Source organism: Methylocystis sp. (genome assembly GCF_021731785.1).
Lineage (GTDB): Bacteria > Pseudomonadota > Alphaproteobacteria > Rhizobiales > Beijerinckiaceae > Methylocystis.
In genome coordinates this window covers 1-20,117 of record NZ_JAKFWS010000067.1, presented here as the reverse complement: position 1 = coordinate 20,117, position 20,117 = coordinate 1, and the positions used below count along the sequence as shown (strand labels likewise).

The following is a 20,117-nucleotide window of genomic DNA, read 5'->3' as shown; positions in this document are numbered from 1 at the left end:
CCGATCGAACCGCCGTCTATAGAATTGCAGCGCGCGCCGGCGCGGAACGAAGGCTCGGTTCGATAGAGCGTATGCAGCGAAGCGACGATTTTCTCGGCCATCCGCGCGGACTGGCCTTTCTCTTCGCTTCGGAAATGTGGGAGCGCTTTTCCTATTACGGCATGCGGGCGCTGCTCGTCCTCTACATGGTCGAATACCTTTTGAAGCCGGAGCGCATGGATGCGGCGCTCGGCCTCGACGCCTTGCAGCGTGGGCTCGAGATGCTGTCCGGTCCGCTCGGCCCGCAGCCATTTGCTTCGCAAATTTACGGGCTCTACACGGGCCTTGTTTATCTCGCGCCGATCCTCGGCGGGTATATCGCCGACCGCTGGCTTGGACGCATGCGCACGATCGTCATCGGCGCCGCGCTGATGGCCGTCGGCCATTTCATGATGGCGTTCGATCGCTTGTTTTTGATCGCGCTGCTTCTCGTCGCGCTCGGCTGCGGCGGTTTCAAGCCGAACATATCGACGCAGGTCGGCGAGCTTTACGCGCCGACTGACGCGCGACGCGATCGCGCCTATTCGATCTTTTATGTCGGCATCAACATCGGCGCCTTCTTCGCGCCGCTCGTCTGCGGAACGGTCGGCGAGATGATCGGCTGGCATTACGGGTTCGCCTGCGCCGGCGTCGGCATGGTCATCGGTCTGGTAACTTACCTCATCGGTCTGCCGAGTCTGCCGCGCGAACCGCCGCCGCGCGAAAGGCGCGCGCCGACGGCGCCGACGCGCGCGAAGTTTCGCCGGTCTTTCACCGTTCTTATGCTGCTCTTCGCGCCTTCCGCGCTGTTCTGGGCGGCGTTCGAGCAGCAAGGCAATACGATCGCGCTTTGGGCGGCGCAATTCACCGACCGTAGCGTCGCCGTCTTCGGGTGGTGCCATGACATTCCGGTGACTTGGTTTCAGGCCTTCAATCCGCTGATGATCTTCCTTTTCACGCCGCCGCTCGTCTCGCTATGGGCCTGGCTCGCGCGGTCGGGGCGCGAGCCGTCGACGATCCGGAAAATGTCGCTTGGCTGTCTCGGCGTCGCCGCGAGTTACGGCGTCATGGCGATGGCGGCCTGGACGAGCGATGGCGGCAAGGCGAGCTGGCTTTGGCTTCTCGGCTTTTTTGCCGTCATCACCGTCTCGGAGCTGCATTTTTCGCCAATTGCTTTGTCGCTCGTCTCGCATGTCGCGCCTGAAGGCTCACGCTCGGCGCTGATGGGCTTATGGTTCACTTCGATGTTTCTCGGCAATCTGCTTGCGGGGTGGCTCGGCAGTCTGTGGTCGAGCCTCGAAAGCGTGTATTTCTTCCTGCTCATGAGCATTCTTGGCGTCGCCGGCGCGCTCATCGTCGAGGCGGCGCGGCGACCGCTCGGCGATCTCCTGGCTTTTCGCGAAAGCCGTCGAATCTCGAAAGTTGGATGAACCTGCGCCAAGCGAGAACGCCAGCGCCCAAACAGATCGCCGCCGCTGTCATCGGCAATGCGCTCGAATGGTACGATTTCGTCGTCTACGGCTTTTTTGCTTCCGTGCTGGCGCGGGCTTTCTTTCCGAGCGGAGACGAGACGGCGGCGCTGTTGCTGGCGCTCGCCACCTTCGGCGCGGGCTTCTGCACGCGGCCGCTCGGCGGGCTGTTCTTCGGATTTTACGCGGATCGCAAGGGACGCAAGGCGGCGTTGCAACTCATCATGTTCGTGATGACCGCCGCAGTGGCAGTGATCGCGTTTGCGCCGACCTATGCGGCGATCGGCGTCTACGCGCCGATGCTCGTGGTCATCGGCCGATTGCTGCAGGGTTTCGCCACCGGCGGAGAATTCGCGAGTTCAACCGCTTTTCTGATTGAAGTCGCGCCTGCCGGCCAGCGCGGACTCTATGGCTCCTTGCAGATGGTCGGGCAGGGACTGTCGATTTTATTTGGAACGCTCGCCGGCATCGTCGTTGCCACTGTCTTCTCGACTCAGGCGCTGAATGATTGGGCTTGGCGGCTTCCCTTCGTCGCCGGCTTGCTGATCGGCCCGGTCGGGATCTATGTCAGACGCAACCTCGACGAAACGCATGCCTTTGAAGCGTCGCCTCGAAGCGGCGGCGCGATGGAGGCCTTTCTCGATATGGTTCGGCGGCAACGCGACAGACTGATCGCCAGTTTCGCCGCCACGGTCGGCGCGACGATCTCGTTCTACGTCATCCTTGTTTATATGCCGACCTATGGAAAGACGGAGTTGGGGCTTAGCCTCGCCGAGTCCTTTATCGCTCAGGCGCCCGGGCTTCTGTTGCTGATCGTCCTGACGCCATTGGTTGGCGCTTGCTCAGATAAATTTGGCAGGCGGCCCTTGCTCTTGGCCTCCTATGGAATGCTTCTCCTTTGCGTCTATCCGCTGTTTGCGTGGCTGCAAGTCGAGCGGTCGCTTGCGACGTTGACCATCGCCCAGACCGCCTTCTGCGTCATTCTTTCAGGACTGTTCGGCGCGCTGTCGACGGCGCTTGCCGAGCAGTTTCCGACGCATATCCGCAGCGTGGGGCTGGCGATCGCCTATAATGTCGCGGTCATGATCTTCGGCGGTTTTGCGCCGTTTATCGTCGCCTGGCTGATCGGATTTCTCGCCAGCCCGGTGGCGCCCGCCTACTATCTGATGTTCGGCGCCGTCGTCGGGCTCGTTGGCGTCGCCGGTCTGCGCGAGCGGCGCAGGGAATGGCTCGATTGAAAGCCCTGGCTGTGCTGCAACGACGATTGACTGAGGTTGGAGACATGGGAGGTTTTGATGAAGAGAATTGCTGCTTTGATTGCCTTGATCGTCTTGGCGCATCCGATCCTGCTCCAGGAGGCAGCCGCAAGAGCCGCGAAATGCGTCGTGCTCGGCAATGGCATGACGCCCTATAGGGGGAGGTGCAACTTTATGCTTGACGCTGGCGGCAGCTTTGCGGTCGAGCCGATCGGCAAGTCGGGATTTGACAGCGTGACGATGGTCAACGTCTCCATTGTTTCGCCCGGCGTCGCCGAAGTGAGAGGGCTGACCCGCGACGCCATCAATTCCCGCTGGGGGGAAGCAAAGCGCTCCAAGTCCGATCCCGCCTGCTGGCTCGGCAGCGACTTCAAAATTTGCGTCTATTGAGGCCCGCAAAAGAAAGAGCGGCGCCGAAGCGCCGCTCTCGCATGCTTGTTCGCTTGTCTTTCGAAGCTTAGCGCTTCGAGAACTGGAAGCTGCGGCGGGCTTTGCGCTTGCCGTATTTCTTGCGCTCGACGACGCGGGAGTCGCGCGTGAGAAACCCTTCCTTCTTCAGCGCGGGACGCAGCTCAGGCTCGTAATTGGTCAGCGCCTTGGCGAGGCCGTGACGCACAGCGCCGGCCTGTCCCGAAAGTCCGCCACCGGCAACCGTAACGACGATGTCATATTGACCCGCGCGCTTGGTGACGCCGAATGGCTGGGCCAAAATCATGCGCAGCACCGGACGGGCGAAATAGACTTCAACGTCGCGGCCGTTGACGGTGATCTTGCCGGGGCCCGGCTTGATCCAGACGCGCGCGACGGCGTTCTTGCGCTTGCCGGTGGCATAGGCGCGGCCCTGCTTGTCGAGCTTCTGGACATAGCGCGGCGCTTCCGGCGCCGGGGAGACGCTCGACTGCAAATCGGAAAGCGAGGAAAGAGTGGTCTCGGCCATGGTCAGGCGCTCCGGCTATTCTTGACGTTCAGGGCGGCGACGTCGAGCGTCTGTGGGCTCTGCGCCTCATGCGGATGTTCGGCGCCCTTATAGACGCGCAGATTGCCGAGCTGCTTGCGGCCCAGGGGACCGCGCGGCAGCATGCGCTGCACGGCCTTCTCCAGGATGCGCTCCGGGAAGCGCCCCTCGAGAATGAACTTCGCCGAGCGCTCCTTGATGCCGCCAGGGAAGCCGGTGTGGTGGTGATAGACCTTCTGGTCGCGCTTGCGGCCGGTGAGAACCACCTTGTCGGCGTTGACGACGATGATGTTGTCGCCGTCGTCCATATGGGGCGTGAAGGTCGCCTTGTGCTTGCCGCGCAGGCGCAGCGCGATGATGCTCGCGAGACGGCCGACGACGAGCCCGGAGGCGTCGATCAGCACCCATTTCTTTTCGATGTCGGCGGGCTTCGCCGAAAAAGTTTTGCCAAACATGGGATGGGAGTTCCGTTTGAACGGTGCGTTCGGATGGCGAGGGGATAGGGGATGGCGCGGGGCAGGTCAAGCAGTTTTTAGGCCGACGAGTTTCCGGGAAGCTATAAAAACTCGGATATAGCGTGAGGTGGTAAAATAATACCTTTAGTATGCCCGTATGCAATTTGGAGCGTAATCAATGACGCGAGAGTGTGCGGCCTTTAGGTGGGGGCGTGGGGGTTCGGCTCCTCCACGATATGAATCCCGAACGGCGGGATTTGGACGAGGATTTGGCGTAGCGGCTCGGCGTGGATGGCCGGGATAAGCCCGGCCATGACGCGGTTTCAAGGCAACGCCTTTCTTGAAGCCATCTCGCTACTGATGCAGCGCTTCGCCATGCAGCGCGATGTCGAGGCCTTCGCGCTCGTCGTCGGAGTTCACGCGCAGCGATGTGAAGAGCGAGACGATTTTGAGCGCCGTCCAGGTGCCGACCACGCACCAGACGACGGTGACCAGGACGCCGATCGCCTGCACGTAAAGCTGATGCGGGTCGCCCTCCAGGAGTCCGGCGACTCCAGGATCGCTTTCTGAAGCGGTGATCGCGCGCGTGGCGAAAACTCCGGCGAGCAGCGTGCCCATGACGCCGCCGACGCCATGCACGCCGAACACGTCGAGCGTGTCGTCATAACGCAGCCTGTATTTCACCACGGTGCAGAACCAGTAGCACACGGCGCCGGCGATCAGCCCGATGACGACGCCTTGCCAGGGCAGGATATAGCCCGAGGCCGGCGTGATCGTGCCAAGCCCGGCGACGGCGCCTGAGACGACGCCGAGCACCGAAGGCTTGCCGCGCTGGACCCACTCCAGTCCGCTCCACATCAACGCGCCGGCGCAGGCGGCAAGATGCGTCGCGACGATGGCGAAGACCGCGCGTGAATTGGCGGCGAGCGCCGAGCCGCCGTTGAAGCCGAACCAGCCGACCCACAGCAGCCCCGTGCCGATCACGGCAAGCGAGAGATCGAAGGGCGAAAGGTTTTCGCGCCCAAAACCAACGCGGTTGCCGAGCACGAGCGCGCAGACGAGGCCGGCGACGCCGGCGTTGATATGCACGACCGTGCCGCCGGCAAAATCGAGGAGGCCCATCTTCTGCAGAAATCCGCCGCCCCAGACCCAGTGCGCGGAAGGGACATAGACGATAAAGAGCCACAGCGCGCAAAACAGCATGAACGCCGAAAACCTCATGCGTTCGGCGACGGAGCCGGCGACCAACGCGCAGGTGATCACCGCGAAGGTCATCTGATAGATCATGAACAGGATTTCGGGGATGGTCTTGGCGAAGGGGCTCACCGTATCGAGCCCGATCCCGGTAAGGAGCGCGCGCGACGCGTCGCCGATATAGGCGCCGTCGCCGCTGAAGGCGAGGCTGTAGGCCACGCCGATCCACAGCAACGACACAAGTGCGGTGGCGATGAGGCTCTGCGCCATGGTCGCGAGCACGTTCTTCTTACGCACCATGCCGCTGTAAAAGAGCGCAAGCCCCGGCAGCGTCATCATCAGGACGAGCGCGGTGGCGAAGATCATGAAGGCGGTGTCAGCCGCGTCGATTTTGGGTTCGCCGTCTTGCGCGATAGCGGGCTGCGAGACAATGAGCGCCGCCAGCGCGGCCGCCGCTCCTGACACTCTGCGGCGCAATCCGTCGCTCCCATGCTGGATGAGGAAATCCTTACTCGGGCTGCGCGCAAACGAGCTCTTCATCGTGAATCCTGATTGATGATGGGAAAGCGCTCAGAGCGCGTCGGAATCGGTCTCGCCGGTGCGGATGCGCATCGCGCGCTCCAGCGGCAAGACGAAGATTTTGCCGTCGCCGATATGGCTGGTGTAGGCGGCGAGCCTGATCGCCTCGATCGCGCGATCGACGAGGGCGTCGGAAAGCGCGACGTCGATCTTAACCTTAGGCAGGAAGGCGACGATATATTCCGCGCCGCGGTAAATTTCGGCGTGGCCCTTCTGCCGGCCATACCCCTTCACCTCGGTCGCGGTCATTCCGTGCACGCCGATTGCCGTCAGCGCCTCGCGCACCTCGTCGAGCTTGAAAGGTTTGATGATGGCCGTGATGATCTTCATTTGCGCAGACATGCCCTCAACTGTGGCGAAGTGACCGCCTACTCAGCAAGTGGCGTGCCATTCTGCGCATAAAATAATCGTTTTGCTTCCGGTTAGCGGGCGCGACCTTGACCAGCGCTGAGGCGATCAGCGTCTAATTTTTGTACAAAATGCGTAAATCTTGATCGTTCAGGAGTCTCTCCGTCGCCGCGCTCGACCCAGGGCGCTTGATAGCGGCCCTGTTTACGGGTTTTGTGGATCGCGCCGGCAAAACAGGAGAGGTCGATCAACGCGGCGCGGCTCGACCTGACGCAAAGGAAGCGGCGGACGCGGATGAAGCTTGAAGACTGGTCGCCTCAGGCGATCGCCATCGATTTCGTCACTAAGGAAGACTGGCCCGAGCGTCGCGCAAAGCTTCCCGAATCGACAGTCCGCCTTGCCGAGCTCGTGGGATTTGAGGCGAAAGCCGGCTCCACATTCTTTGCGCCGGACGGCGGCGGCGGGCCGCGCGTTTTCTTCGGCGCCGAGGGAAAGCAGCCGAAGGCGCGCGATCCGTTTTTTGCCGGAAAGCTCGCGACTGCGTTGCCTATGGGCCTTTATCGTCTTGGCGATGGCGTCGAGGCGCCGGGAGAGGCGGCGCTGGCGTTTCTTCTGTCGACCTATTCCTTCTCGCGCTACAAGGCGCGAAAGAGCGAAGCGCCGCGACTTTGCGCGCCCAAAGAAGCTGACCGCGCACGCATCGAGCGTGTCGTAGCCGCCGTCGCGCTGGGAAGGGATCTCATCAACACGCCGACCAACGACATGGGTCCGGAGGCGCTCGCCGAAGCTGCGCTCGCTCTTGGCGCGAAGCACGGCGCCAAGAGCCGCGTCATTGTCGGGGACGCGCTGCTTGCGGAAAACTTTCCTTTGATCCACGCCGTTGGGCGCGCCGCCGCTCAGGCGCCGAGGCTGGTCGAATTCGAGCATGGCCCGGAGGAGGGTCTGCGCGTCACGCTGGTCGGCAAAGGCGTCTGTTTTGACACTGGCGGGCTCGACATCAAGCCCTCGAGCGCGATGGCGCTGATGAAGAAGGACATGGGGGGCGCGGCGACGGCGTTGTCGCTTGCAGCGATGCTGCTTGACTCGAAAGCGCCGATCCGTTTGCGCGTCCTGCTGCCGATCGTTGAAAATTCGATTTCGGCTTCCGCGTTTCGAACGAGCGACGTTTACCGCAGCCGCAAAGGGCTAAGCGTCGAAATCGGCAACACCGACGCGGAGGGGAGACTCATTCTCGCCGACGCGCTCGCCTATGCCAGCGAAACCCCGCCGGATCTGCTCTTCGATTTCGCCACTCTGACCGGCGCCGCGCGTGTCGCGCTCGGTCCGGAAATTCCGCCGTTCTATACCGGCGACGACGGGCTCGCCGCCGACATTGCCGCAAAGGCCGCAGCCGCAAACGATTCGGCGTGGCGAATGCCTTTGTGGGATAGTTACGACAGCGGCCTCGATGGCAAAATCTCCGATCTCGTCAATGTGACGAGCGGTCCCTTCGCCGGATCGATCATCGCCGCGCTGTTCCTGAGGCGCTTTGTCGCCGACCCCAGGCGCTGGGCGCATTTCGACGTCTATTGCTGGAACCCGTCGACGAAGCCCGGCCGTCCGGAAGGCGGCGACGTGCAGGCGGCGCGCCTCCTTTACGATTTGATCGAGGCGCGCGTCGAACAAGGGAAAGCGCATTCGTGAGCGAGAGTTTCGACCGGCGGCTGACGCCCGCGCGCCCCGAAATCGCCGCAGCCTATCTCAAGGGCCGCGTGACCGCGGAGCGCTATGTCGAAGGGGTCGTGATGGAGGTCAGGGACTGCGTCGTCGACCTTCGGCGCGAACCACGCCCCGACGCCGCTGTCGATACTCAGGCGCTCTATGGCGAGCGCATCACTGTGTACGATGAGGAGGAGGGCTGGGCCTGGGCGCAGCTGGCGCGCGACAATTATGTCGGCTGGATCGCCGCCAATACCTTGTGGCGCGAATTGAGCGCGCCGACGCATCGCGTCTGCGTGCCGCGGACGTTCATTTATCCGGGGCCAAACATCAAATTGCCGCCGTTCAACGCCCTGCCGCTTGGCGCCGAAGTCGCGATCGCTGAAGAGCGCGACGGCTTTTGCGTAACGCCGGAACTCGGATTCATCTACCGCAAACATCTCGTCGCGCGCGAGGCGAAAGCGCCCGACTACGTCGCGGTGGCCGAGACGCTTCAAGGCGCGCCCTATCTCTGGGGCGGCAAGTCATGGCTCGGCGTCGACTGCTCGGGACTGGTGCAGGTCTCCTTGCTGATGGCAGGCGTCAAGGCGCCGCGCGACACCGATATGCAGGAGGCCGCGCTCGGCGTTCGGCTTGATCCCGGCGCGCCGCTCATGCGCGGCGACATTGTCTTCTGGAAGGGCCATGTGGGCGTCATGCGCGACACCGCGACCCTGCTTCACGCCAACGCCACCCATATGCAGGTCACCAGCGAGCCGCTCGACATTGTGCGCGTGCGCAACGAGGCGGCGGGAGCAGGGCCGGTGACGAGCGTGAAGCGCTTGGCGAAGGAGGGCGCGCAGGCAACATGACGAAGAAGCTCTATCTGGACGATCTTCGCGTCGGGCTGCGGCTGCATTCAAAGAGCGTCACGGTCAGCGCCGAGGACATCATCCGCTTCGCGCGTGACAGCGATCCTCAGTATTTCCATATCGACGAAGAGGCCGCCAAGGACAGCATGTTCGGCGGTCTTGTCGCGAGCGGCTGGCAGACGGGCGCGCTGAGCATAAAGCTCCTGACCGACTCGGCCGATCCACCCTTGGCCGGCCCGGTCATCGGCATCGAGGCCGAGATCGCGTGGAAACTTCCGGTCCGGCCTGGCGATTCTTTGCGCGTGGAGGCCGAGGTTACGCGAATCGTCTGTCCACGTCGCTATTCCGATCGCGGCTTTGTTTCGATGAACGTAGCGACCTACAATCAGCGTGACGAAGTCGTTCTGACGCAAAGCGTCAAAATCCTGGCTTTCCGTGATCCGGGCCGCGTCGCCGCAGGTTCAAACCGGGAGACGCCAATACCAGGATCACTTCCCGTCGACTGAATCGTTCGAAATCGGCTCAGCCTCATTGCGGAAAGCCGCTGCGAAGAGCGCGCGCGTATAGTCGCTCTTGGGTTCGGCGAAGACCCGCGTCGCCGGTCCTTCCTCGACCACCTTGCCGTAGCGCATGACGATGAGATGAGCGGCGAGCGCCTTCACGACGCGTAGATCATGGCTGATGAAGAGATAGGCGAGCGAGCGGCGACGCTGGAGGTCGCGCAACAGATCGATGATCTGCGCCTGCACTGACATGTCGAGCGCCGACGTCGGCTCGTCGAGCACGACGAATTTAGGCTCGAGCACCATGGCGCGGGCGATCGCGATCCGCTGCCGCTGGCCGCCGGAAAATTCATGCGGATAGCGATCCATGGTCGATGGATCGAGGCCGGTTTCCTGCAGGGCGCGCGCGACGATTTCGCGACGCTGGTCAAGGGTGAGTTCTGGCCGTTGAACGGTGAGCCCCTCGGCGACGATCTCCGCCACCGACATGCGCGGCGAGAGCGAGCCATAGGGGTCCTGAAAGACGATCTGCATGTCGCGGCGCAGCGGACGCATGGCGTCGACGCTCTTGCCGTCGATGCGCTGGCCCAGGAAAACGACCGGTCCTTCCGAGCGGATGAGCCGCAGCATGGCGAGCGCCAGCGTCGTCTTGCCGGAGCCTGACTCGCCGACGACGCCGACGGTGGCGCCTTCGCGCACCGCAACGGTGACGCCGTCTACGGCTTTTATATATCCCACCGTCTTTCGCATGAACCCGCGCTTGATGGGAAACCAGACGCGCAGTTGGTCGGCCGAGGCGACGACGGGCGCTTCACTGTTCTCAATTATCGGCGCGCCCTTGGGCTCCGCCGTGAGCAGCGCCTTGGTGTATGGATGATGAGGCGAGGAAAAGACCGTTCCCACGTCGCCCTGTTCGACGATACGCCCCTTTTGCATGACGCAAACCGTGTCGGCGAAACGGCGCACGAGCCCCAGGTCATGGGTGATGAACAGCATCGCCATGCCATAGGTTTGCTGCAGCCGCTCCAGCAGCGCGAGAATCTGCGCCTGCACGGTGACGTCGAGCGCCGTCGTCGGCTCGTCGGCGATGAGCAGATCGGGCTTGTTGGCGAGCGCCATGGCGATCATCACGCGCTGACGCTGGCCGCCCGAAAGCTGATGCGGATAGGCGCCAAGCCGCGCCTGAGGGTCGGGAATGCCGACTTCGCCGAGAAGCTCGACGACCCGCCCACGAACGGCGGCTTCGCCGCGCATGCCGTGCAGCTCGAGAATCTCCGCGATTTGCCGCTCGATCGTTTGTAGCGGATTGAGCGAGGTCATCGGCTCCTGGAACACCATCGTGATGCGCGCGCCGCGGATCGCGCGCAGACGGTTGTCGTCGATGACAAGCATGTTCTCGCTGTCGAACAGCGCTTCGCCTGAAGCGACCGCGCCGGGCGGAAGGAGGCGCACAATCGACAGCGCGCTGATCGATTTGCCAGAGCCCGATTCGCCGACAATCGCCAGCGTCTTGCCGCGCTCGAGCGAGAAGGAGACGCGATCCACCGCCTTGGTCTCGCGCCCGCCATGCCGAAAGGAGACCGAGAGATCGCGAACCTCGAGGAGGGGAGGCGCTTCGGCGCCGTGACGTATCACCGGAAATTCTTCCTTGGGTCGAAGGCGTCGCGGACCGCTTCGCCGATAAAGACCAGGAGCGACAGCATCAGCGCGATGATGGCGAAGCCGGTCAGTCCCAGCCAGGGCGCCTGAAGGTTGGATTTTCCCTGCAGCAGCAGCTCGCCGAGCGAAGGCGAGCCTGGCGGCAGACCAAATCCGAGAAAATCCAGCGCCGTCAGCGTCGTGATCGACGAATTGAGGATGAAGGGGAGAAAGGTCAGCGTCGCCACGGTGGCGTTGGGCAAGAGATGCCTGACGATGATCCGAAAATTGCCGAGCCCAAGCGCCCGCGCGGCGTTGACATATTCGAAATTGCGGGCGCGCAGGAATTCGGCGCGAACGACATGCACCAGCGACACCCAGGAGAACAGCAGCAAAATGCCGAGCAACACGAAAAAGCCGGGCGTCAGGAATGATGAAATGATGATGAGCAGATAGAGTTGCGGCAGCGACGACCAGACTTCGATAAAGCGCTGGAACACAAGATCGACGCGTCCCCCGAAATAGCCCTGAATCGCGCCGGCGGCGACGCCGACGATCGAGGAAATCGTCGCCAGGATCAGGCCGAACAGCACCGAGATTCGAAATCCGTAAAGAAGGCGCGCGACGACGTCGCGGCCCTGATCATCGGTGCCAAGCCAGTTATATTCCAACGCGGCGCAGCCGCGATTGGGCTGGCCCGGCCGCAGGCCCTTGGCCGCGGCGATTTCGCATTGCTTGTGCGTCAGCATCCAGGTCGGCGGCGAGGGCGCCGGCGTCGGCAGCTCGAGATTATGCGTGTCATAGGAGAAGCGGATCGGCGGCCAGAGCATCCAGCCATGCGCCTTGATCTCGTCGGCGATGACGGGATCGCGGTAATCGGTGCGGGCGAGAAAGCCGCCGAATTTCTCTTCAGGGTAAGAGACAAAGGCCGGAAACAGCAATTCGCCCTTGTACCACGTCAGAACCGGCCGGTCGTTCGCCAAAAAATTCGAGCCAAGCGACATCACGAAGAGCGTCATGAAAATCCAGAAGGACCAATAGCCGCGTCTGTTCGCCTTGAAATTATCAAGGCGGCGCCGATCAAGCGGCGTAAGCCGCAGCCAGCCTTCGCGATGAATCGGCGGCGCGAGAAGCGGCGTTGCGTCGGTTGCAGCGCTCACGGTCAGACCTCGCGCGTTTCGAAATCGATGCGCGGATCGATCCAAGTGTAAGTGAGATCGGAAATGAGATTCACCACGAGCCCGAGCAGCGCGAAAATATAGAGAGTGGCGAAGACGACCGGATAGTCGCGGTTGACGATGCTCTCGAAAGAGAGATAGCCGAGTCCGTCAAGCGAGAAAATCGTTTCGATCAGCACCGAGCCGGTGAGGAATGCGTGAACGAATGCGCCTGGGAAGCCGGCGATGACGATCAGCATGGCGTTGCGAAACACATGGCCGTAGAGCACGCGCCGCTCGGTGAGGCCTTTCATGCGCGCCGTCTGCACATATTGCTTACGGATTTCGTCTAAGAAGGAATTCTTCGTCAGAAAGGTCTGCGTCGCAAAGGCTCCGAGCGTCATCGCGGTGACCGGCAGAACGATATGCCAGAGATAATCCTTCACCTTGCCAAAGAGCGAAAGCTGCCAGAAATCGTCTGAGGTCAGTCCGCGCAGCGGGAAGATTTGCCAGAACGAGCCGCCGGCAAAGAGCACAATCAGCAGCATCGCAAACAGAAAACTTGGAATGGCGTAACCGACGATGACGGCGTTCGATGTCCACATGTCGAATTTGGTGCCGTCGCGAACGGCCTTGGCGATGCCGAGCGGAATTGAAATCGAATAGGAGAGAAGCGTCATCCACAGACCCAGCGAAATCGAGACTGGTAGCTTTTCGCCGATAAGCTTGATGACGCTTTCGTCGCGAAAATAGCTGCGGCCGAAATCGAACATCGCGTAATTTTTCACCATCAGCAGAAACCGCTCCCAGGCCGGCTTGTCGAAGCCGAACTGCTTTTCGAGTTCCGCGATGAATTTCGGGTCGAGCCCCTGAGCGCCGCGATATTTCGCGGCGGATTCGGCGGCCATCGTGCCGGTCTGGCTCGCGCCGCCCTGTCCGACGTCGCCGCCGCCGCCGGAAAACCGACCGGTCGCGCCGACGTCGAAGCCTTGCAATTGCGCGATGATGCGTTCGACCGGACCGCCCGGCGCGAACTGCACGATGGCGAAGGAGATGAGCATGATGCCGAGGATCGTGGGGATCATCAGCAACACGCGGCGGGCGATATAGGCTCCCATACGCTCAGCGTCCCGTAAAGTTGATCTTGCGCGCTTTCTCTTCGTCCCACCACCAGGTCCACAACACGCCGGTGTCGAACTTCGGCGTGCGCTCCGGCTGGCCAAACAGGTCCCAATAGGCGATGCGATGCACGGGATTATACCAGTGCGGAATCCAGTAGCGCTGCGCGCGCAAGGCGCGATCGAGCGCGCGGCAGCAGATGATCAGGTCTTCGCGGGTTTGCGCCAGGAGCGCCTTCTCGACAAGCGCGTCAATCGCCGGATTGGAGACGCCCGCCAGATTGCGCGACCCTGGAACGTCGGCGGTCTTCGAGCTGAAATAGGCGCGAAGCTCCTCGCCCGGGTTCCAACTCATGACCAGGACGTCATGGACGACGTCGAAATCGAAGTTTTCAAGCCGCTGCTTGTACTGAGCGGCGTCAACGATACGGATGTGGGCGTTGACGCCGAGAAGCTTCAAATTCTTGATGAACGGCTGCGTGTGCCGCTCGAAGACGTTGGAGTTGTCGAGAAATTCGAATTCGAGCGGCGTCCCGTCAGGCAAGCGCAAGGCGCCGTCCTGACGCGTGCAGCCGGCGGCGACAAAAAGATCATTCGCCTTTTTGAGCAGAGCGCGGTCTTGTCCTGTCCCGTCGGAGACGGGCGCGACGAAAGGTTCGCCAAAAACTTCCGCGGGAAGATCGGCGCGATAAGGTTCGAGCAGCGCCTTTTCCTGTTCGCTCGGCAGGCCCTTCGCTTCAAGGTCGGAATTTTCGAAATAGGACGAGATGCGCTTATAGGCGTCATACATCAGGTTGCGGCTGGTCCATTCATAGTCGAAGGCGTAGCCGATCGCTTCGCGCACGCGCGGGTCCTTGAACATCTTGCGGCGCGTGTTGAAGAACCATCCCTGGATCTGCGGAATATTGTTGTTTGGCGTCGTCGTGCGTTTGACGCGGCCGTCCTTGACGGCCGGAAAATCGTAACCCGTCGCCCAGACGCGCGCGATGTTTTCCTCGCGCTCGGTGAAGGCGCCGGCCTTGAACGCCTCGAAGGCCACCTGACTGTCGCCGAAATATTCAAAGCGCACGACGTCGAAATTGCCCTGGCCTATCGTGATCGGCAGATCCTTCGCCCAATAGTCGGGATTGCGATGATAGGCGATGAAGCGGCCTTGCTCGAAGGCTCCGACCTTATAGGGACCCGAGCCGAGCGGGGGCTCCAGAGTCGTCGCCTCGAAATCGCGGTCCTTGTAATAGGCGCGCGAAAAGATCGGCTGACCGACGACGCTCACCGGCAGATCGCGCGTGCGGCCCGGCGCGAAGCGCAGGACGAGAACGTCATCGGCCTCAGCTTCCGCGCTGTCCAGATCGCGCAACAACTGGCTGATGACGGGATGGCCCTTGCTCTTGAGGATGTTGAGGGAAAAGGCGGCGTCATGCGCGGTCAGCGGCGAGCCGTCGTGAAAGCGCGCCTCTTTGCGCAAGAGGAACGCGTAGGTGAGTTTGTCCGCCGAGATGCGCACCTTCTTGGCGACGAGGCCGTAATAGGCGTCGCGTTCGTCGAGGCTCTGGTTCATCAGACTGTCGAAGACAAGCGACATGCCCGTCGCCGGATTGCCCCTCAACACATAAGCGTTGAAACTGTCGTAAGTGGGGCTTGCCGGCGACAGCGCCAAAGTTCCCCCTTTCGGGGCTTTCGGATCGACGTAGCCGAAATGTTTGAAGTCGGCGGGTTCGCTGAGGTCGCCAAACGTCGAAAGCCCGTGGCTCTCGATTTCGCCCGGCGTGAGCGGGCCAAAACGATTGGAGCCAGGGGCTGGCGCTCCGGTCTTGGCGAGGACGCGGGGGGCGATCAGGGCGGCGGCGCCGGCGCTAATGATCGAACGGCGGGACAGACGAATGCGCGTCAGATCGACGATCTTGGAATGAGCCAAAGTGACCTCAGGCGGAGGAGGGCGCGGCCGGCCGCTAGCCCATGAGCCGCAATTATGTCGGTTTTTAGCGGGTTCGCGAGGGGCCCCTCAGGGGCCATCGCGCCGCTTCGGCATTTTTTATAAAAAATGCGCGACACGCGCGCCAGAGGACATCAAAAAATGACTCAAATCAACCTCGACCTTCGCCAGCGGAACTTTATCGACGGCGCTTGGGTCGACGCAGACGACGGCGCAACCTTCGGCGTCAATAATCCGGCGACCGGCGCGATCCTCGGTCACGTTCCCGACATGGGCGTAGCGGAGACGCGCCGAGCGATCGAGTCCTGCGCGCGGGCGCTGCCAAATTGGCGGGATCGCGCCGCCAAGGAGCGGGCGTATATCATGCGCCGCTGGTTTGAGCTGATCATGGCCGATCAGGAGCGGCTGGCGCGAATCATCACCGCCGAAATGGGCAAGCCGCTCGCCGAAGCGCGCGGGGAAATCGCCTATGCCGCGAGCTTCATCGAATGGTTCGCGGAGGAGGGGCGTCGCATTTACGGCGACGTGATACCCGGGCCGAAGGATCGCCGTTTGCTCGTCTTCAAACAGGCTATCGGCGTCACGGCGGCGATCACGCCATGGAACTTTCCCTCCGCCATGTTTGCACGCAAGGTCGGCGCTGCGCTTTGCGCCGGCTGCACGATGGCGGTGAAGCCCGCTGAGCTGACGCCGTTCTCGGCGCTGGCGCTCGCCGAGCTTGCCGAGCGCGCCGGCGTGCCTTCGGGCGTGATCAATGTGGTGACGGCGAAAGACCCGGCGCCGGTCGGGCTCGAATTCACGCAAAATCCGCTTGTGCGCAAACTGACCTTCACCGGCTCGACCGAAGTCGGCAGAATCCTGCTGCGGCAGGCGGCCGAGAACATCCAGAAATGCTCGATGGAGCTTGGCGGCAACGCGCCGCTGATCGTATTCGAGGACGCCGATCTCGATCGCGCCGTCGAGGGGGCGATCGCCACCAAATATCGCAACAGCGGTCAGACTTGCGTTTCGGCGAACCGCATCCTTGTTCACGCTTCAAGGATCGACGCCTTCGCCGAAAGGCTCGCGGCGGCGGTCGGCGCGCTAAAGGTTGGCGAGGGGACACAAGACGACGTCGACATCGGTCCGCTGATCGAAGAGGCTGCGGTCCAAAAAGTCGAGCGTCACATCGCCGACGCCGTTGCCCATGGCGCAAAGGTTTTGACTGGCGGCGCCCGTCATTCGCTCGGCGGCGCTTTCTTTCAGCCAACGGTCCTGGCGAATGTGCCGGCCGACGCGCTCATTTTTAACGAAGAGACCTTCGGTCCGGTCGCGCCGCTGATCTCGTTCGAAACTGAAGCCGAGGCGGTGCGCCGCGCCAACGCAACGCCCTACGGTCTCGCCGCTTACTTCTACAGTCGCGACGTCGCCCGCGTCATCCGCGTCGCCGAACAGCTGGAATTCGGCATGGTCGGCGTCAACGAGACTTTGATCTCAACGGAAGCGGCGCCCTTCGGCGGGGTCAAACATTCGGGCCTCGGGCGCGAAGGGTCGCGCTATGGGGTCGATGATTATGTCGAGATCAAATATGTCTGCCTTGGCGGACTTTGACTATTCGACTCTAATGCGGCCGTCGACGACGGGTGCGATCGCGCCGGCTTTCTCGATCGCGCGGATGACGACGTTCGACAGCAGCGGGCCCTCGAGCTCGCCGACGAGTGGTTTGCCCCGGGTCAGCGCGACATAGCCGTCCTTGCCGCGCGCAAGGAAGTCGATCGTCGCAACCTTGTAGCGCTTCGCGTCATCGAGCGGCGCGCCGCCGATATCGATCGAAACCAGCCGCGAACCTGGCACAGCGTCGCGCCGCACGACGATGCGCGCGCCGGAAATCTGAGCGAAGCGGCCAGCATCCTTATCGATCAGCCAGACGGCGTTTTCTAAGGCGGCGCGCAGATCGGCGCCCGAAAGCTCCAGAGTCACAAGCTGATTGTTGAACGGCAGTTCCCTGGCGATGTCCTTGCGCGTCAGCTTCGTTCCCGACGGATAGAACCGATTGCCGCGGATGCCGCCGCCGTTAAGGATGGCGACGTCGGCGCCAGTCGCTATGCGCATCGTGTCGGCGAAAAAGTCGCCGATGGCGGTCTCTTGACCGCGCACGCTCGCCTTCCGGCTGTCGAGCGGCGTCTTGGCGACGCCGATGTCGACGTCTAGCGCCTTGTCGATCTCGGCTTGATATTGCGCGACACGCGCCGCAATCGCGGCGTCGGGCGCGACATCGGCGGTGTCGACGATACGAAATCTCGGCGTCCAGCGCTTGACGCCGTCGTTGGCGATACGAATCTCGACATCGATCGCGACGAGATTGACGCCGTCGGCCTGGGTCTCGCCGATGGCGGCGCGACCGTCATAGGCGATAAGGAGATTGTGGTCGTGTCCCGACAGAACAATGTCGATCGGTCCGAGCTTCATCAGCCGCAGATCGTCCTGCCACTCGGAGTGCGTGATCACGACGACAAGATCGGCGCCGGCGTCGCGTAGCGCCTGCGCCTCGCGCTTCGCCGTCTCGATCGCGGGTAGAAGTTTCAAGTTTCCCGGACTGGATCGCCTTGCCGCCTCGTCATCAGTCAGGCCGAAGATGCCGACCTTTACCCCCGCGACGTTGATGATCTTGCTGTCGGCGAAGCCAGGTAGAGCATGGCCGGAGGCGTCGCGCAGATTCGCGGCGAGCAGCGCGAATTTCGCTTCGCCCATGCGCTGGCGAAAAATCGCTTCGCCGAAATCGAATTCGTGATTGCCGGGCGTGAAGACGTCTAGGCCGACGCGGTTGAGAAGGTCCATGATATGCGCGCCCTTGTCGACGCTCGACGTAAGCGACGGCGACAGCGTGTCGCCGGCATGAGCGACGATGATGTCTTTCGCTCTCGCGCGCTCGGCTTTCAGCGCGCCGGCGATGCGGGCGAAGCCGCCGCGTCCGTCTCTTTCCGCCATCTCGTAGATGTCGCTGAACACGACGAAGGTGAGATTGACGACGCGCTCGGCGGCGCGGGAGGGAAGTGTAAATATCCCGAGCGCAAGGGCTAAGAAAAGAAAGATGCGCCGAGTAACGAACCACGACATAGCGCTCGCCCTGTTTCATCTCGAAAGACGAGTAATTTGCCGCCGCTTGATGACGAGGGCAATACTCGTTGATTGAGCGCGCAATCCCTGCCCTTGACGGGGAGGGTGGTTCGCGAAGCGAACCGGGTGGGGTGATTTAACCCCCACCCGCGCCGTTTCGCGACGCGACCTCCCCGCAAAGGGGGAGGTATGGCCGCCCTTCTCGTCAAACACCCTCACTTCATCCGAAAGCGTGTGAAATGCGAAGTCGAGCAGGCAAAAAGAAACGGCGCCCGTAGGCGCCGTTTCGCGTCGTGCCAGGAGATGAGCTTTTAGTAGTTGTAGGCGCGCTCGCCGTGGTCGGTGATGTCGAGGCCTTCGCGCTCTTGATCGGGCGTCGGCCGCAGACCGACGATGACGTCGACAAGCTTGTAGAGGACCGCTGAACCGACGCCCGACCACAGAAGCGTCGCGACGACGGCGATTCCCTGCGCCTTCATCTGCGCGACCATGTCGTAGGTGCCGGCGTAGGTTTCCAGATTGGTGTAGTCGGTGATGCCGACGCCGCCGAGATCGGGATTGACCAAAATCCCCGTCGCCAGCGCGCCGGTGATGCCGCCGATGCAGTGCACGCCGAACACGTCGAGCGCGTCGTCGTAGCCCGCCATCTTCTTTACGAAATCGACGAAGAAGAGGCAGATCGGCGAAACGGCGAGGCCAAGAACGATGGCGCCGACCGGTCCGGCATAGCCGGACGCCGGCGTCACTGCGACGAGACCGGCGACCGCGCCGGTGATGAGGCCCAGCATCGACGGCTTGCCCTTCACCAGCCATTCCACGATCATCCAGGAGAGCGCCGCCGCCGCCGTCGCCACCATGGTGTTGACGAATGCGAGTGCGGTCACGCCGTTCGCCTCGAGATTCGATCCGGCGTTAAAGCCGAACCAGCCGACCCACAGCAATGAGGCGCCGACCATCGACAGGGTGAGCGAATGCGGCGGCAGCGCCTCCTTGCCAAAGCCGATGCGCTTGCCGACGATGATCGCGCCAACGAGACCGGCGATGCCGGCGTTGATGTGCACGACCGTGCCGCCAGCGAAGTCCAGCGCGCCCTTGCCCGCAAGCCATCCGACGGCGGCGTTGATCTCGTCGATCTTCGCCTGAGCGGCCGCTTTCGCCGCCTCGTCGCCGGCCGCGGCAAGCTGCGTCGCGGCGTCGACCAAAGCGTTCGGATCGGCGACGCCCCACACCCAATGCGCGATCGGGAAGTAGATGAACGTCACCCAGAAGGCGACGAACAGCAGCACGGCGGAAAATTTCATGCGCTCGGCGAAGGCGCCGATGATCAGCGCCGGGGTGATCATCGCGAATGTCATCTGGAAGACGAAATAAGCGTATTCCGGAATGACATGGCCGGGGGTGAAGGTCGCCGCGTTGGAGGCGGCGGAAACTCCTTTCATGAACAGCTTGTTGAAGCCGCCGATGTAATTGCTCAGCGATCCGCCGTCGCCGAAAGCGAGCGAATAGCCGTAGACCGTCCAGATCACGCCGACGAGCGCGACGATCGCGAACGTCTGAGACAAGATCGACAGCATGTTCTTGGCGCGCACCAGGCCACCGTAGAACAGCGCCAGGCCCGGGATCGACATCATCAACACGAGGGCCGACGACGTCAGCATCCAGGCCGTGTCGCCGGGATTGGGCGTCGGGTCATTCGCGGCGAGGGCAGGAAACGCCTGCAAGGCCGAAATCGCCGCTCCCGCGATGACCGAAGCGACTGAAGCGCTTCGAGGCGAAGGAAATTTCATGGGTGAGAGCTCCTGATGTTGCGGGGAGGCGATCAAAGCGCGTCGGCGTCGGTTTCGCCGGT

Annotated in this window: 17 protein-coding genes; 7 read left to right on the top strand and 10 right to left on the bottom strand. The window is 62.5% G+C overall.

What is annotated here, in order from left to right; genetic code table 11:
* The first annotated feature begins 71 nt into the window (after positions 1–71).
* Genes QZ964_RS12295 through QZ964_RS12285 form a run of 3 tightly spaced genes read left to right on the top strand, consistent with a single transcriptional unit; the run spans position 72 to position 3,133 of the window.
* Positions 72–1,448, top strand: a complete 1,377-nt coding sequence (locus QZ964_RS12295) for a peptide MFS transporter (RefSeq protein ID WP_292531950.1) — start codon at positions 72–74, stop codon at positions 1,446–1,448.
* Positions 1,445–2,725 carry an MFS transporter gene (locus QZ964_RS12290; RefSeq protein ID WP_292531949.1) on the top strand — a complete coding sequence of 427 codons (1,281 nt, stop codon included), beginning with the start codon at positions 1,445–1,447 and terminating at the stop codon, positions 2,723–2,725. Before QZ964_RS12295 ends, QZ964_RS12290 begins: the two co-directional genes overlap by 4 nt.
* 57 nt (positions 2,726–2,782) lie before the next feature.
* On the top strand, positions 2,783–3,133 hold the full coding sequence (locus QZ964_RS12285; RefSeq protein WP_292531948.1) for a hypothetical protein: 351 nt from the start codon (positions 2,783–2,785) through the stop codon (positions 3,131–3,133).
* A 67-nt stretch (positions 3,134–3,200) separates the two neighbouring features.
* On the opposite strand, the gene rpsI is transcribed toward QZ964_RS12285, so the two are convergent.
* The 4 genes from rpsI to QZ964_RS12265 form a co-directional block, all read right to left on the bottom strand.
* Positions 3,201–3,680: a 30S ribosomal protein S9 gene (rpsI, locus tag QZ964_RS12280; protein ID WP_292531947.1), complete on the bottom strand. Its 480-nt coding sequence runs from the start codon at positions 3,678–3,680 to the stop codon at positions 3,201–3,203.
* Between the two features lie 2 nt (positions 3,681–3,682).
* Complete coding sequence (rplM, locus tag QZ964_RS12275; RefSeq protein WP_292531946.1) at positions 3,683–4,153, bottom strand: 50S ribosomal protein L13; 471 nt, start codon at positions 4,151–4,153, stop codon at positions 3,683–3,685.
* Positions 4,154–4,507: 354 nt separating this feature from the next.
* A complete protein-coding gene (locus QZ964_RS12270) occupies positions 4,508–5,887 on the bottom strand; it encodes an ammonium transporter (RefSeq protein WP_292531945.1) in 1,380 nt (459 codons plus the stop codon).
* Positions 5,888–5,917: 30 nt separating this feature from the next.
* Positions 5,918–6,256, bottom strand: a complete 339-nt coding sequence (locus tag QZ964_RS12265; RefSeq protein WP_292531944.1) for a P-II family nitrogen regulator — start codon at positions 6,254–6,256, stop codon at positions 5,918–5,920.
* A 312-nt stretch (positions 6,257–6,568) separates the two neighbouring features.
* On the opposite strand from QZ964_RS12265, the gene QZ964_RS12260 reads away from it, so the two are divergent.
* The 3 genes from QZ964_RS12260 to QZ964_RS12250 are packed head-to-tail and all read left to right on the top strand — an operon-like array spanning position 6,569 to position 9,329.
* Positions 6,569–7,957, top strand: a complete 1,389-nt coding sequence (locus QZ964_RS12260; RefSeq protein ID WP_292531943.1) for a M17 family metallopeptidase — start codon at positions 6,569–6,571, stop codon at positions 7,955–7,957.
* A complete protein-coding gene (locus tag QZ964_RS12255; RefSeq protein ID WP_292531942.1) occupies positions 7,954–8,823 on the top strand; it encodes an NlpC/P60 family protein in 870 nt (289 codons plus the stop codon). Before QZ964_RS12260 ends, QZ964_RS12255 begins: the two co-directional genes overlap by 4 nt.
* A complete protein-coding gene (locus QZ964_RS12250; protein WP_292531941.1) occupies positions 8,820–9,329 on the top strand; it encodes a MaoC/PaaZ C-terminal domain-containing protein in 510 nt (169 codons plus the stop codon). The genes QZ964_RS12255 and QZ964_RS12250 overlap by 4 nt, the downstream gene beginning before the upstream one ends.
* Here QZ964_RS12250 and QZ964_RS12245 read toward each other — a convergent pair.
* From QZ964_RS12245 to QZ964_RS12230, 4 genes are read right to left on the bottom strand one after another with little or no spacing between them, the layout of a single operon-like run.
* Entirely contained in the window at positions 9,312–10,961 is a 1,650-nt protein-coding gene (locus QZ964_RS12245; RefSeq protein WP_292531940.1) for an ABC transporter ATP-binding protein, read from the bottom strand. The genes QZ964_RS12250 and QZ964_RS12245 overlap by 18 nt on opposite strands.
* Complete coding sequence (locus QZ964_RS12240; RefSeq protein WP_292531967.1) at positions 10,958–12,130, bottom strand: ABC transporter permease; 1,173 nt, start codon at positions 12,128–12,130, stop codon at positions 10,958–10,960. The genes QZ964_RS12245 and QZ964_RS12240 overlap by 4 nt, the downstream gene beginning before the upstream one ends.
* Positions 12,127–13,239 carry a microcin C ABC transporter permease YejB gene (locus QZ964_RS12235; RefSeq protein WP_292531939.1) on the bottom strand — a complete coding sequence of 371 codons (1,113 nt, stop codon included), beginning with the start codon at positions 13,237–13,239 and terminating at the stop codon, positions 12,127–12,129. The genes QZ964_RS12240 and QZ964_RS12235 overlap by 4 nt, the downstream gene beginning before the upstream one ends.
* A 4-nt stretch (positions 13,240–13,243) precedes the next feature.
* On the bottom strand, positions 13,244–15,154 hold the full coding sequence (locus tag QZ964_RS12230; protein WP_292531938.1) for an extracellular solute-binding protein: 1,911 nt from the start codon (positions 15,152–15,154) through the stop codon (positions 13,244–13,246).
* 159 nt (positions 15,155–15,313) lie between these two features.
* On the opposite strand from QZ964_RS12230, the gene QZ964_RS12225 reads away from it, so the two are divergent.
* Positions 15,314–16,762, top strand: coding sequence for an NAD-dependent succinate-semialdehyde dehydrogenase (locus QZ964_RS12225; RefSeq protein WP_292531937.1), 1,449 nt, complete (start codon positions 15,314–15,316; stop codon positions 16,760–16,762).
* On the opposite strand, the gene QZ964_RS12220 is transcribed toward QZ964_RS12225, so the two are convergent.
* Together QZ964_RS12220 and QZ964_RS12215 are read right to left on the bottom strand one after the other, a co-directional pair.
* Positions 16,763–18,268, bottom strand: a complete 1,506-nt coding sequence (locus QZ964_RS12220) for a bifunctional UDP-sugar hydrolase/5'-nucleotidase (RefSeq protein WP_292531936.1) — start codon at positions 18,266–18,268, stop codon at positions 16,763–16,765.
* A gap of 311 nt (positions 18,269–18,579) precedes the next feature.
* Entirely contained in the window at positions 18,580–20,055 is a 1,476-nt protein-coding gene (locus QZ964_RS12215; RefSeq protein ID WP_292531935.1) for an ammonium transporter, read from the bottom strand.
* Positions 20,056–20,117: the final 62 nt, after the last annotated feature.

What these genes read in the sequence shown, in the direction of transcription:
- QZ964_RS12235 (WP_292531939.1), bottom strand. Translation starts at nt 13,239, where the DNA reads ATGGGAGCCTATATCGCCCGCCGCGTGTTGCTGATGATCCCCACGATC.
- rpsI (WP_292531947.1), bottom strand. Translation starts at nt 3,680, where the DNA reads ATGGCCGAGACCACTCTTTCCTCGCTTTCCGATTTGCAGTCGAGCGTC.
- QZ964_RS12265 (WP_292531944.1), bottom strand. Translation starts at nt 6,256, where the DNA reads ATGAAGATCATCACGGCCATCATCAAACCTTTCAAGCTCGACGAGGTG.
- QZ964_RS12290 (WP_292531949.1), top strand. Translation starts at nt 1,445, where the DNA reads ATGAACCTGCGCCAAGCGAGAACGCCAGCGCCCAAACAGATCGCCGCC.
- QZ964_RS12295 (WP_292531950.1), top strand. Translation starts at nt 72, where the DNA reads ATGCAGCGAAGCGACGATTTTCTCGGCCATCCGCGCGGACTGGCCTTT.
- QZ964_RS12260 (WP_292531943.1), top strand. Translation starts at nt 6,569, where the DNA reads ATGAAGCTTGAAGACTGGTCGCCTCAGGCGATCGCCATCGATTTCGTC.
- QZ964_RS12250 (WP_292531941.1), top strand. Translation starts at nt 8,820, where the DNA reads ATGACGAAGAAGCTCTATCTGGACGATCTTCGCGTCGGGCTGCGGCTG.
- QZ964_RS12270 (WP_292531945.1), bottom strand. Translation starts at nt 5,887, where the DNA reads ATGAAGAGCTCGTTTGCGCGCAGCCCGAGTAAGGATTTCCTCATCCAG.
- QZ964_RS12225 (WP_292531937.1), top strand. Translation starts at nt 15,314, where the DNA reads ATGACTCAAATCAACCTCGACCTTCGCCAGCGGAACTTTATCGACGGC.
- QZ964_RS12215 (WP_292531935.1), bottom strand. Translation starts at nt 20,055, where the DNA reads ATGAAATTTCCTTCGCCTCGAAGCGCTTCAGTCGCTTCGGTCATCGCG.
- QZ964_RS12285 (WP_292531948.1), top strand. Translation starts at nt 2,783, where the DNA reads ATGAAGAGAATTGCTGCTTTGATTGCCTTGATCGTCTTGGCGCATCCG.
- rplM (WP_292531946.1), bottom strand. Translation starts at nt 4,153, where the DNA reads ATGTTTGGCAAAACTTTTTCGGCGAAGCCCGCCGACATCGAAAAGAAA.
- QZ964_RS12220 (WP_292531936.1), bottom strand. Translation starts at nt 18,268, where the DNA reads ATGTCGTGGTTCGTTACTCGGCGCATCTTTCTTTTCTTAGCCCTTGCG.